This window comes from Lentilactobacillus farraginis DSM 18382 = JCM 14108, from assembly GCF_000583655.1.
In the GTDB taxonomy this organism is placed as follows: Bacteria; Bacillota; Bacilli; order Lactobacillales; family Lactobacillaceae; genus Lentilactobacillus; species Lentilactobacillus farraginis.
Genome location: NZ_BAKI01000035.1, coordinates 15,523 through 27,348 on the forward strand (window position 1 = coordinate 15,523; position 11,826 = coordinate 27,348).

Annotated in this window: 16 protein-coding genes; all 16 read right to left on the reverse strand. The window is 40.0% G+C overall.

Translation table 11 applies throughout. The annotated features are described in order from the left end of the window. Positions 1-285, reverse strand: coding sequence for a hypothetical protein (locus JCM14108_RS10480; RefSeq protein ID WP_035180727.1), 285 nt, complete (start codon positions 283-285; stop codon positions 1-3). Next, positions 260-886, reverse strand: coding sequence for a hypothetical protein (locus JCM14108_RS10485; RefSeq protein ID WP_035180728.1), 627 nt, complete (start codon positions 884-886; stop codon positions 260-262). Before JCM14108_RS10485 ends, JCM14108_RS10480 begins: the two co-directional genes overlap by 26 nt. Before the next feature lie 59 nt (positions 887-945). Then, positions 946-1,443 carry a hypothetical protein gene (locus JCM14108_RS10490; RefSeq protein WP_035180730.1) on the reverse strand — a complete coding sequence of 166 codons (498 nt, stop codon included), beginning with the start codon at positions 1,441-1,443 and terminating at the stop codon, positions 946-948. 16 nt (positions 1,444-1,459) lie between these two features. Next, entirely contained in the window at positions 1,460-2,545 is a 1,086-nt protein-coding gene (locus tag JCM14108_RS10495) for a hypothetical protein (RefSeq protein WP_035180731.1), read from the reverse strand. Beyond that, positions 2,545-3,033 (reverse strand): phage neck terminator protein, encoded by a 489-nt coding sequence (locus JCM14108_RS10500; RefSeq protein ID WP_035180732.1) that lies wholly within the window; start codon positions 3,031-3,033, stop codon positions 2,545-2,547. The genes JCM14108_RS10495 and JCM14108_RS10500 overlap by 1 nt, the downstream gene beginning before the upstream one ends. Then, positions 3,026-3,397 (reverse strand): hypothetical protein, encoded by a 372-nt coding sequence (locus JCM14108_RS10505; protein ID WP_035180733.1) that lies wholly within the window; start codon positions 3,395-3,397, stop codon positions 3,026-3,028. The genes JCM14108_RS10500 and JCM14108_RS10505 overlap by 8 nt, the downstream gene beginning before the upstream one ends. Positions 3,398-3,399: 2 nt before the next feature. Further along, the gene (locus tag JCM14108_RS10510; protein WP_035180735.1) at positions 3,400-3,789 is read right to left on the reverse strand and encodes a hypothetical protein; all 390 of its coding nucleotides are present in this window, start codon (positions 3,787-3,789) and stop codon (positions 3,400-3,402) included. A gap of 4 nt (positions 3,790-3,793) precedes the next feature. After that, positions 3,794-4,423: a hypothetical protein gene (locus JCM14108_RS10515; protein WP_035180736.1), complete on the reverse strand. Its 630-nt coding sequence runs from the start codon at positions 4,421-4,423 to the stop codon at positions 3,794-3,796. Then, positions 4,420-4,761, reverse strand: a complete 342-nt coding sequence (locus JCM14108_RS10520) for a hypothetical protein (protein WP_035180737.1) — start codon at positions 4,759-4,761, stop codon at positions 4,420-4,422. The genes JCM14108_RS10515 and JCM14108_RS10520 overlap by 4 nt, the downstream gene beginning before the upstream one ends. A gap of 13 nt (positions 4,762-4,774) precedes the next feature. After that, entirely contained in the window at positions 4,775-5,875 is a 1,101-nt protein-coding gene (locus JCM14108_RS10525) for a phage major capsid protein (RefSeq protein WP_035180739.1), read from the reverse strand. Between the two features lie 12 nt (positions 5,876-5,887). Continuing rightward, a complete protein-coding gene (locus JCM14108_RS10530) occupies positions 5,888-6,550 on the reverse strand; it encodes a DUF4355 domain-containing protein (protein WP_235807074.1) in 663 nt (220 codons plus the stop codon). A 128-nt stretch (positions 6,551-6,678) separates the two neighbouring features. Next, positions 6,679-7,608 (reverse strand): phage minor head protein, encoded by a 930-nt coding sequence (locus JCM14108_RS10535; protein WP_235807072.1) that lies wholly within the window; start codon positions 7,606-7,608, stop codon positions 6,679-6,681. Then, positions 7,532-9,319, reverse strand: coding sequence for a phage portal protein (locus JCM14108_RS10540; protein WP_051996143.1), 1,788 nt, complete (start codon positions 9,317-9,319; stop codon positions 7,532-7,534). Before JCM14108_RS10540 ends, JCM14108_RS10535 begins: the two co-directional genes overlap by 77 nt. Further along, positions 9,303-9,629 carry a hypothetical protein gene (locus JCM14108_RS10545; RefSeq protein WP_035180741.1) on the reverse strand — a complete coding sequence of 109 codons (327 nt, stop codon included), beginning with the start codon at positions 9,627-9,629 and terminating at the stop codon, positions 9,303-9,305. The genes JCM14108_RS10540 and JCM14108_RS10545 overlap by 17 nt, the downstream gene beginning before the upstream one ends. A gap of 11 nt (positions 9,630-9,640) precedes the next feature. Continuing rightward, a complete protein-coding gene (locus JCM14108_RS10550) occupies positions 9,641-10,960 on the reverse strand; it encodes a PBSX family phage terminase large subunit (RefSeq protein ID WP_035180742.1) in 1,320 nt (439 codons plus the stop codon). After that, entirely contained in the window at positions 10,950-11,675 is a 726-nt protein-coding gene (locus tag JCM14108_RS10555; RefSeq protein WP_035180743.1) for a terminase small subunit, read from the reverse strand. The genes JCM14108_RS10550 and JCM14108_RS10555 overlap by 11 nt, the downstream gene beginning before the upstream one ends. Positions 11,676-11,826 lie beyond the last annotated feature (151 nt).

Below are 11,826 nucleotides of genomic sequence, written 5' to 3' on the forward strand. Positions count from 1 at the left end.
CTATTTACCTCCTTTCTTACCAAACATTTCATTCACAATTTTAGCCATGCCATAATACACACCTTGAGCAATAACCGATTCCTTTTCTTGTCGAACTAATTTAGCTTTGGCTCGGTTGAAAATATATTCATCTTGAGTCATCAAATTAATCTGATCTTCACTGATTCCCAATTCAACTGACATAACCAGAAAATCTTTATTGATTTCTTTTTCTGCCAACCGATCATCTATTTTGCCAAATTCATTAGCATATTTGGAATTACTTTGGTTGTAACGTTGTTGCAAGAAAGCGAAACGCTTCCATCAAAATATTTAACAGACCGTTCCGTGCTAATAACGAGCCAAGATATGCTTGTGCTTCACTCAAAGCCGTAGCGCCCAAACCAGAACCATGTTCACCAACATTCCAATACTTCATTTTAACAATTTGCGGAGTGCTTTCATCAGTACGCAAAACTTCCTTATCAAGAGAATCCAAAGTATCGTGCATATTGAGTGCTCCAGAAGGGCGGTTAGTCATCATAAAGATTTGTAATGCCGTTCGGTAACCCGGAAAGACCATATTAATTTTTACTTCATCACCAGCACTGTTTTGCTTAATAATTGTTTTCTTGGTTAGTTTTTCTGGTAAATCATGATTCAAGATACCGTAATTCAAATGGGGACTAACTAGGACGTTTTGCATCAATAGTTCAAATGCCTTACCGTAATCAGAAGTATCGTCGCCGACATTCATTAAATCCATGATTTGGGTAGCCACTCCAATACCTGGGTCTTGTAAAGTGATTTTTGTCGTATGTTTTTTATCATTGTCGTCTTTCCATTCAACTGTTTTATGAATCTCATTGCCCATTAAGGCTTCGAGCTTTTTTTCACTATTTTCCATTTTATTTACTCCTTATGTAGAGGGCTACGACTGTGGTAGTCCCCCTATTCCATTTTAATTTAAGAAAACATTGAATCATCCGGCTGGTTACCAGTATTTTGATAGTAACCAACTAATACCGACCATGCCAATGAATATGCTGATTCGTTACCTTGGTTATTTGGTAATCCTGCAATCCGACAGCCTTCGGCAGTAATCTTTTCACCCGTGGACGTATTCTCAATGTTTAAGCCAAACAAATCATCGGCAGTTAATGGCCCTTCTGCCATTAGATCATGCTGAGCATGATACATATAGAACAAAATATCTGTTGTTGAAGTACCTGGATAGGTGTTCAGCGTAATAGTGCCACTTTCATCATCTGTATCAAAGAACATAATATTTGAGTGAAAGTCACCTTGCATAGTAGTATCAGCACTCGTTCTCTGTGCGCTAAACGCTTCACCATTTTGAAAGCCGCCAAGCTCTTTAGATTGATTCTTCCATAACAAATAAATATGGAGGAAACGAGCCGAGTACAGGTTAACCTCTTTACCATTGGATAATGTAATTGCCATTAGTATTTCCCTCCCTTTACAAAGTCAAATCAAGTTTGGCATTAATTGTATCAATGTCGTCAGCAATTTGAGCGCTTAAACTAAACCCATTATATTTGCGAGCAACAACGTCACCGTTTGGCACATTGGCTCGAGGAACACTATTAACGACAATTGGCGTATACAGCACACCCATTTGTAATAGGCTTGTGCTGACAGCATTGATGGTCTGTGTCATCTCTTTGATTGTTGCATCATTGTAAATTGGGAAATTCTTACGGTTAAGATATTTCTGCAAGCTAGTTTGCAATGTATCAATCACTAACTGAGTATGAACAAATTGATCAATGTAATTGCCAGCGAGTGCTTTACCATTTAACAACATATAATCGCCAGCTTTATTCACGACCAAAGTGGCGTTTAAACCAGCGATTGTATCATAATCATCAGTTGTTAAATCAGCATCTGGTTCAAACTGTGAAAGGTTACCAATATGCTGAAAATCAACTGGTAGGTTAGCAGCGGCGTACGCTACCGCCTGAGCAGCAGGATAGCGATCCGTAGCTGTTTCAACAATTGCAGCAGTGTTGCCTAACTGGTTCTTTACTGTTTGAACGCCGGCAACATGAGTTGCTAATGTTTGCAGTGCGGTAACCGAGTTCGGTTGAGTTACCAACATAATTCTTTGGTTGTCATATAGAAAATCAGAAAGCGCTTCGGTTTCTGCCTCAGTAGCGCCATCAAGCACTAAATATTTGAAACCATCAAATAGATGCTGGGTAATTCCCACAATAATTCCCGGGGTTGTGGTAGCCGTAACTGTACCACCGTCATCCGTTCCTTGAGATTGAACCCCTGTGGAATCCACATTAGGATATGCAATGACCTCAACAGGCCCACGAAAACCATTAACATCGAACATCGCTGCTGCTTGGGCATAGACGCCTGTGTTTTCTGCATAATCTGCTGATAAGCTTTCCAAGTCATCATAAATATTACTCTTAGTAGTAGCATCGGTATTTTTTGTAGCAATTGCTACCAATGGAGTGCTATCCGAATTGCTTAAAGCGTGGATAGCAACAATGAAATGTACATCAGTTGTTTGTTTAACAATATCTGACACTATGATTCAGCTCCTTTTTTTATATTAAATTCTGGATTAACACTAGCAATATTTCCTGTTTGCGTCTGATCAGTGAAGTTGTCTTGAACTTCAAACGTATAATCGGCACCTGCCGTAAACTGCCAGTCAACATCTAAATATTGATCAACTGGTGGAATAGCATCACAGCCTTTAGCCACAATGCCTTTTTGAAGCAAATCATATTCGGGCTGCTGTAGAAAAAACAACTTTCGTAACTGATGTCCTAATGATTTAGCTTCCATTTCATCATTTGAAATAGCCTTAAATTGAACATGCAAATCAAACGTTTCGTTTTCCACATTGCTAAACAATACCCGATCATAGTCATCGTAAATTTTATAAACGATATACGGATAAGTTGGTGCCTCATTATTAATACTTTGTGGACGTATGGTAACACCTGGGAAGTATTGCTTAATCTCGGCAACTAAGGCCGCTGAGAAAGCATGATAAAAATCGTTACTCATCAGTACCAACCTCTTTAATCTGGTAGTAAGTCATTCCAGCGGATAAATCGTCCGCATGATTGACTACTTTATACTTCGACCCATTAGATCGTTGGACTATCGTTCCCTTAGGACAAGCTACCATATGAGATAACCAATATAACGTGCCAACCGGCAATTGTCCGCCATCTTCTTGACTGTACGTCATGTTAGGATTAGTGGTATTAGTGATAACTTCGGAAACGTGATAGACCTCATCTGGTCCCATAATTGGTTTCCCAAGATCATCTGTTTCACCAGTATCTTTCCCAATAACGGTAATCGTTAAATCTTCGGCTAACTGATCGTTCATAAAAGCAAAGTTGTTAAAGTTCTGAAATGCCATAATTACTTACCAGTGGTGCTGTCAGTTGTCGAACCTGTTGTTGCCGATCCTGCAGTTGTTGTGGAAGAATTATCTCCAAGAGTTACGTCGCCACCAACATCAGTAGGTGTTACTTGGACGTTTCCCGGAGTGGATTCACCAGCAACGGTAAAGCCTGGTACGGCAATAAATTGTCCTAAGAATTTTTGAGTATCTGGATCATAAAAAGCAGCATAATATTTTCCATCGGGAATACTATCTCCAGCATCATAGCCAATAATATGAACTACATAGGGAGCAGAAGCATTAGGCAAAAATGCAATATTATCTGGTGTTTCAGTGCTGCGGTCCGGTTTTACATAAGCTCCGTTATTATCTTTAACAGCTTCTACAACAACTAATTCTTTACTCATAAAATCAAATCCTTTCTGTAATCCAATGAATGGAGTCGCGTAACTCGCCCTTTTCAATCAACGGATCATCAAATCCTTTGTTCGCAATTGTTAATGGTGCATTTTTGGGCTCGCTGAATTCTTTTATAGTTCGCTTAATATCTTTGACAATAGCATCACCCAAAACAGGAAAAATGTCCTGATAATTTATTTCTCGAATGAATACTTTAAATGCCAAATCAGCAGCTAATTCAGTCCAATTATCAAGATAGTGGTCAAACGTGTAACGCAAAAAAGGACGCGGTGGAATATGCACCTCATCCTTTAAAATAAACATTATCCGCATACCGTAAGGTTGTGATTTATCCGGAACCGCCAAAACATGATTGTGCGGTGGCTTTGGTCGAAAAAGATTAGCAATCTCTCCAGGCTTACGCCCTTTGGCTTCTTTAGTTGGAATGATTAGATACGCTTTATTCTTAGGCTTAATACTATGATAAGCATCTGCTATGCTATCGTCCGCCCCATATTCATTAACCAAAGCGATCATGTTTAAACGGCCGTTAGTCCAGGGAACCCCAATGGATAATCTGACGCTCTGCAACTTTTCCAGCTGTTCAATGCCGGCTGGTAAATGATTAAAGTCCTCTGTCATTCTGTCCACACGGCTCCCATATCATCTGAAACACCATAATCATCGACTATTTGGTTATATTCTTGTAAATAGGGATCAACGCCATTGAAGTTAACCATAGTTTGGGTATTGCCAAAAGTTCCAGCAGACTGAACACCACCATAGTTCATAAACCAGTCTGTATATAATAAATGACGCGTCCAGGAGATAATTCCCCTTGCTAACGCGTCATCACTAATTTGATCATGCTCAGCTTTTGCGATTGCATCATTAATTCTTTCAGTAATATGGTCATCACTGAAGCTTTGAAAAATTTTATAATCGCTTTTCACATCAGCAATTGTGGGTGTTTCAGCCATCGCTGATTACCTCCTATTTACTAGTACTGGATCCGCTGGTTGATGAGCCAGAACCGCTGGTTGATGTCCCAGATCCGCTGGTTGACGTACCTGAAGCTTTAGATTTAGGTGAATTAATAGTTGGGACAACATAATCAGTTCCAACTTTAAAACCATATTTAACTAATTGAATGTTACGTGGGTCATAGGATACTTGGAATAACGGTTTAGTTCCTGCTGCCAAATCAGCTAAATAAGTGTTGGGATTAGTTTGAGTCAGGTCAACATCTGTTCCGGCAACGTGGCAAGTAACTACTCGTTTTTGAATAATGGCTACCATGCCGCCCTTTTGAAATTCGTCACGTTGAACAACTAGGCCATTAGTCGGAGTAGCAGTTGCATAATCAATGGCTCCAGGGCCGAAGATGAGTGCATAAGTAGTTCCATCAGAAGCAACCGGAATGCTATCGTCTTGAACGATGCTCATGCCTTGGTACGTAGCAATTGGAGTAGCTGCACCAGCAGGTTGCAGGTATTCAATCAATTGTTGTTCGCGCATTTCTGAATAAGCTGCTGAGTTAACAACTAATGTCGATAAGGTGTTATCCATTACATCACCCATGCGGGCAAGTGCCTTAACAAAGTCTGCGGCAGATAATTCCTTTTCAGCGCCAACACCGAAAGACTTGGCAGTGGCAATATCTGCGTTGTTGAAAGTGGCTTTAACAGTATCTAAAAGAATCTTTGTATCTTGGCGAGTCCACCAGTTGCCAAAGCGATTAGCAATCTGCTGTTGGGTACTTGCACCAGAAACCAAATCGCCCCAGTCGGTATTACCAAACGACTTGCTTTGGTACATCTTAATGCCATATTCCATGGAAGAATCAACACCATTAGTTTGAATATCGTGAGTGTCATTCCATTCATCAGCGTCGCCGGACAAGTCGTTCATTGCTGGGATTTCTACTGTCCGACCCGGTTGAAGCAATCGGCCACCTAATACTGGGTCATTTTTCAAGACACCAGATTGAACAAAGCGGTTAGTTTGAGTACTTTGACGATAGATCCAGTCTAGAAAGACTGTTGGTTCAATTAAATTACTAAAATTGGTAGGGTTTCCGTTAATTACGGTCATTACCTACACCTCCTATTTAAGTTTGTTATACAAATCTGGGTTCTGACGATAAAGGTTAGTCTGCTCTTCAAGGCTCATCTGCGCAAAATCTTCGCGTGTCATAGAAGCGTTAAATTGTTGACCGCCATTCTGTGGTGACTGATTACCCGTAACTTTCTTTTCAACAGCTTCCTGAACTGCTTTGTTAAATAAGTTTGTAAACTTATCTAAGTTATTGTTACGAACATCTTCTTTAACATCACTAATAAACTCCGCAAATTCAGCTGGAATATGTTTATCAGTTAGAGCCGTTTTGGTTGCTGCTAAGGCATCTTTACGGTTCGCTTCATCTAACTTCTCTTGAAGGCGATCTTGCTGCTCCTTCAGAGCTTGTCGTTGCTCTTCTAAATCGGCTTGGGCCTTCTCGCTAGCATTCATGCCGGCTCGTTTTTCGCCCTTTTCAAGCCATTCTTGTTCCTTTTGCCTCAGCGTCTTTTCAAAGTCATCTTTGAGATTGCTTTCAACTTCCTTAGCTTTAGCAGCCATCATTTTCCCAATATCATCCTGTGTATAGGTTTTACCAGATGGCTTGGGATCTTTAGGATCTTGAGCAGGATCGCTAGATGTTGGCTTTGGATCAGTTGGTTCAGGGTCATTACTTGGATCAGCAAAGAATTGCAAATTTGTTTTCATCATCAAAACTCCTTTTTTAAGTCCGTAGACTAAATTGTTTGTAAGTGCAATAACTAGATCGATTATTCTTTAACGCCTGTAATTGAGAAAAAGGCAAAATAAAAAAGCACCGTTTTAAGTGCTCTAGTAACTTATTCGGTTAAAACGCGATCCAGTTCACCAGACAGCAGATTCCCATCTTCATCACAGGCTACCAGCTGGCAACGACACCTTGGATGAGTATCCGCGACTGGAATCGGTGCTTGTCCATAGGCAAATTTTTGTTTATCGAGTGGTTCACAAATATCACAAACATGGCCATCTTCCTCGGTTAGCCACATTACATACTGAACATTCTGTTCATCATACGCTCTGTTCTTACCACTGTTGCTATTGCGTATAGCTTCACTGGTTGTTAACGTATGAATTCTGGATAGCATCTGATTCATTGGCGTTGCTAAATTGTCATCAATACGATCACCATTTTGAGGAATATTACGAGTCATTTTATTGATATCTGATTTTTTCATGCCGCGACTCAACCCCTTGTTCAGGGTTTCTTTCATTCGCGTCGTCATGACGTCGCCATGCACCCAAATTCGTTGAGAATACTCAGCTTGGTTGGCTACTTTAGCCGGAACCGTTGTTAACTTATTAGGGCTAGAGTCCTCATATCCGTTGATGTACTGCTGCTTAAGTTCATTAACGGCAAATGATTCACTTCTTGCTGTAGCAATGCTCATACCGGCGCCAATCATCGCACCCAACATATCACGCCGAGAAATAGATGCTTGGGCAAAGATTGCTTGCAAGCGTTTAGACAATTTATCACTAGGACTAGCGTTAGCTAGCATTTCATTAATTGCTTGGTAAAAGCTCTGAATATCCCAGGAATTAACCTGTTGAGACACTTGATTAAGGGTTAAGCCATTATCATCAGCATATTCGTTATAAAACTCTTGGAGATGATTACCAATGATACTTAAGGCTTGCTGATAAAAACCGTCAATCGTCTGATTGTTGCGGTTGTCCCGTTTGATCATCTTGTTGATCTTCTTGCGTTCCTGCTTGATCGTTGCCATTATCATCACCCGATCCGTTGTTCATCTTTTGTGCCTTAGCTTGTGCATTGGCAATCAGTGTAGCGGTCCGATCATCCTGTTGAGATCCTTCATCGTCAGATCGTTCTTCTTCCTGACCAGCAGGGATTCCAGTAATTGGTTCAGCTAGTTCACGTAACGTTTGTGCAGAAAACTTACCTGTTTGATTCAAGCCTTGGATCAATGTCATGGTTTCTTGGTTGTTCTTAGGTAAGTTTGGCGTAAACGTAATGGTTACATTGTCAGCTGGATTACTGTCATCCGTCACTTCGATACCTGTATCTTGGACATAACTCCAGTAAATCGCTAATAGTCGTAATCTTCTTCTCAGACCACGCTGATACAAAGTTTCTGACATAGCCATTTCTTGATCGGATCCCCATAGTTTATAAGCCATAGCAACGCCAGACGCATTAGCTGCGAAGTTCTGATCAGTTGTATCCGGAGTATTTGTGTCCTTATGAATATCAGATAACAACTGCTGAATATAAATCTGCCACTCACTCGCATTCAATGACTTGGTTAAATAGGCCGCTGAAGTATTACTGATAGTTGGCGAACTATTAGGATTATCATGCACGTATGGCTTTAGATAAAGCACATTGGCCTTGGTATCAAGGACCTTCTGAACCATAACCGGTGCGTTAGGCTTACCTTTTGTCGTTGATTGGTTTGTATAGCCGCCACTCACGTTATCGAGATATACTGGCTGTCCTTTGGGATCTAGCATTTGTTCAGTCTTGCCAGACCGATTAGCAACTTTCCCATTAATCATTAACATTGCGTTGCTAAAATCTGCTTGTGAGTTAGCCATTTCAGATAGAGCTTGGTCATAGGCGTCAATTTCATCTAGTTTAGTTTCCCAAGCGCCCACACGTTCTTCATTCAATCGATATTCAGTTAATGGAACTCGTTGGAAATAGTGTTCCTCATTATCAGTTAATGTCCAATCAGAATCAGGATTGGCACCAGCAGTAAAGTGATAGATGTGGTTGTCGGTGTATACCTCAATTTGATAATACGTTTCATCAGCAACGTTCACGACATAATAGCGAACTGCGAACAATTCAATTGGTTCTACATCGGTAGACCAAACAACAAATGCACTGTTAGGATCAATTGCCGTAATCTTAGGTTGTTTAGTCCCCTGAGGTACATAAAGTAATTCATAAGCTCGCCCAACATTTGCTAGATTTTTCCCCATAACTTTTTCATGATATGGTTCATCATTGATTCGATTAAAATTATTTACAGCCTGAATAACATTTTCGCCAGTATCATTTTCATCATCTTTATTTTGATAGCCAAAAGTCAACGGTGTGCCAAACTCATAGCCAACTTGAATGTTGGTAATGTATCGTGCTAAAGCACTTGAGATACGATTGTCAGCCCGATTAGAACGCTTATTAGACAACCAGTAATGAATATTATTATCGGCTAAGTAATAACGTTCCAGCTCCAAGATTCGGGGCAGTTGATTATTAAAGTGATCGCTGACATACCATTGCACTAACTTTTGAAATTTATTTGGATCATCTTTAATTGGTTGCCATGAGGATGCCGGAATGTTGTATGACTGATTGGTTTGAAATGCATATCGATTACCATAGCGTTGACCATTTAATAAGTTAATGGAATTTGGCTGTGGATTAATTGAGCGATAATGTGCTGATAAATCATTTGTTTCCGCCATTCTCAGTTACCTTACTTTCATCGTTTTTGTGTAATTCACAATATTTATGAGCAAATTTAACGGCCAACAACTTTTTGGAGTCATTGACCGATTTATCTGTTTCATTAATGTTGTCATTCACTAATTCTGCTAAACTTTCAAATATCATTTTGACATCCAGCCCAATTGGAATGGAATAAGTCATGCCACGATCTTTAAATTCAAGCGGTTTTCCATTGAGCATCGGTTCAAACACATTCATATCCATTGGTGCTGTTTGCTTAGTTGTTGCTTGTTTTTTCCATTCTTCCATGGTCATTAGCTTTGACATTTTCATCACTCCTAAAACAAATCATCGGGATAATCGATCAATCCTTTGTCAGCGAGCAGTTGATCTTGCTGATCATAATTGTCGTGTGGCTGATTATATTCATGATTCCATTGACGTGTTGCAATCGCGTAACGAATAGCATCCATCACATGGTCATGCTCTTTGACTGGTTCACCCGTTTTGTCATTCCAGACGTACTGATAAACCTCATCTAAGAACTGCTGTATGCCTTCTTGAACGGCCATAAACTTATGCTGCTTGATAAGCCCTGCAACTTGCTCAATGCCCTTTAAAACGGATTTATACGCATACTGAGCGTTGATGTTGTTTTCCTTGAACTTGTCAATATGTTCAACTCGAGCTGTATCACAATAAAACGGTATATTGTACCCATAATCTTGTTGAACCTGCTTGGCAATCTTGACCCAGTGCATAATCTGCTCCAAATTCCCAGTATGCTCTTCAACTAGGTAAGTATTACCATCATTATCATCAGCCAATACAACAATTGACGTATCGTGCTCGTAGCCCCAGTCAACACCACAATAGTACGTTAACTGTTGCCCAGCAGTTCGTTTGTCAAACTCGGCACGAGTAATTAGATTCTTTGATTTGTCAAAGTCTTGATAAACTAGTCCTTCACCAGCAACCCATAATCCGAGTATCTTACGATCATAGAACATACCAGATGGAGTTGTTGATTTTTGACCAGCCACATATTCTGGATCTAATGCGGTGTTATCGTCCATTGTAAAGTGATTGCTGATGATTTCGCTAGAATGCTTAGGATTATCTATATAATCCGTTTTGAGCCAATGTGTGGGCACATCAGGGTTAGTATCACAAACAACTCGTGCACCTGGTGTAGAGCATCGTGAACGGATCTCTTCGAATACTTCTTTATTGGCAAGTGAGGCTTCATTGATGTAGGCTCCAAACGAAGTCATTCCACGAATAGCGCCCAATCCAGATATAGATCCTGTAAACGTCTGAACTATTTTAACTGCCGGCAAACCAGGGAATTTAATCTTGAACGAATTGTGTTTATCAAATTTAAAGGTCAATCCAAACGTATTAGCAATTTCATTCAAGATGTTATTGGCAATTGATTTGCTTGAAACTCCGGCCAGAATGTACATTGGATATTTAACTTTCTTAGATCGTGCAATTTCAGCAGCATGTTTAACTTCATACAGAAAAACAAAATTATCAACAAATGTTTTACCAGCCCGAACGGCACCGTAATTAATCATCAATTTCCAATGACGATTATTCAGTTCTTGGTTTAAAACCTGCTGTTGCTTTTTAGTAAATAGATTATCAATTGTCATTTTGATCATCCTTCGGAACGTTCTTAGCAAGTTTACTCATCAAGTTAGTTAATGCATCCATCTGATCATCTTTATCATCTTGCATATCAGCAAGTTTAGCTTCAGCCATCGCAGCCTCAGCATTCGTTTTACGTGCCTGTGCCTTAGATGATTGTTTTAATCCAAGGACATCAGTAATATCTTCGAGGGACTGGATCATGGCATCAGCCGTTGCTTTCCTGACACCATTGGTTAGAATGTCAGTCTTAGATTCATCATGCAGGAAAGTATATGAGTCAACCACACGGTCAAGCGACCAGTCATGTTTGCGTGCCGTTTCTTGGGAAATCTTGCGAATTCTTGATGCAATTTTGGGCTCTTTAACTAACCGAGATCCTTGTGACATGGCTGTCGATAGCGTAGGCTTGGTTGCCGAATAAGCTTCCTGATATGCCCGATATAAAGGAATTCTCTGACCGCCAACCAATTGTGCAAACAATTCTTGTTGAGGAGTTAATTCATCAGAATTATCTTCTTTTTTGTGTGCACCCTTTTGAGGCTTTGTGTGCACCCTTTTTGCCGTTTTGTGTGCACCCTTTTTATTTTGTGTGCGTTGCCAACCGTATCGTTTTTTCCATGATTTAACAGTATTAATTGACACATGATATTTGTCAGCAATATCTTTATACTTCATACCAGCAAGATAATCTTGTTCAGCATGCTCTTGCTTATTCATTACATATCACCACACCTCCGTGTTGTTTATTTTATGTATTAAAAAGCACCGCTCTTAAGCGATGCCAATTGATCGTTCTTGCTCGAGTTTTAATTCATTCAATTTCCGTGCCTGCAAGGCTTTACGTTTCCGTGCTTTGATTTTTGATTTC

Coding starts and splice junctions, on each gene's coding strand:
- JCM14108_RS10485 (WP_035180728.1), bottom strand. CDS start 886: ATGGAAAATAGTGAAAAAAAGCTCGAAGCCTTAATGGGCAATGAGATT.
- JCM14108_RS10490 (WP_035180730.1), bottom strand. CDS start 1,443: ATGGCAATTACATTATCCAATGGTAAAGAGGTTAACCTGTACTCGGCT.
- JCM14108_RS10500 (WP_035180732.1), bottom strand. CDS start 3,033: ATGAGTAACGATTTTTATCATGCTTTCTCAGCGGCCTTAGTTGCCGAG.
- JCM14108_RS10505 (WP_035180733.1), bottom strand. CDS start 3,397: ATGGCATTTCAGAACTTTAACAACTTTGCTTTTATGAACGATCAGTTA.
- JCM14108_RS10510 (WP_035180735.1), bottom strand. CDS start 3,789: ATGAGTAAAGAATTAGTTGTTGTAGAAGCTGTTAAAGATAATAACGGA.
- JCM14108_RS10515 (WP_035180736.1), bottom strand. CDS start 4,423: ATGACAGAGGACTTTAATCATTTACCAGCCGGCATTGAACAGCTGGAA.
- JCM14108_RS10520 (WP_035180737.1), bottom strand. CDS start 4,761: ATGGCTGAAACACCCACAATTGCTGATGTGAAAAGCGATTATAAAATT.
- JCM14108_RS10525 (WP_035180739.1), bottom strand. CDS start 5,875: ATGACCGTAATTAACGGAAACCCTACCAATTTTAGTAATTTAATTGAA.
- JCM14108_RS10530 (WP_235807074.1), bottom strand. CDS start 6,550: ATGATGAAAACAAATTTGCAATTCTTTGCTGATCCAAGTAATGACCCT.
- JCM14108_RS10535 (WP_235807072.1), bottom strand. CDS start 7,608: ATGGCAACGATCAAGCAGGAACGCAAGAAGATCAACAAGATGATCAAA.
- JCM14108_RS10540 (WP_051996143.1), bottom strand. CDS start 9,319: ATGGCGGAAACAAATGATTTATCAGCACATTATCGCTCAATTAATCCA.
- JCM14108_RS10545 (WP_035180741.1), bottom strand. CDS start 9,629: ATGTCAAAGCTAATGACCATGGAAGAATGGAAAAAACAAGCAACAACT.
- JCM14108_RS10550 (WP_035180742.1), bottom strand. CDS start 10,960: ATGACAATTGATAATCTATTTACTAAAAAGCAACAGCAGGTTTTAAAC.
- JCM14108_RS10555 (WP_035180743.1), bottom strand. CDS start 11,675: ATGAATAAGCAAGAGCATGCTGAACAAGATTATCTTGCTGGTATGAAG.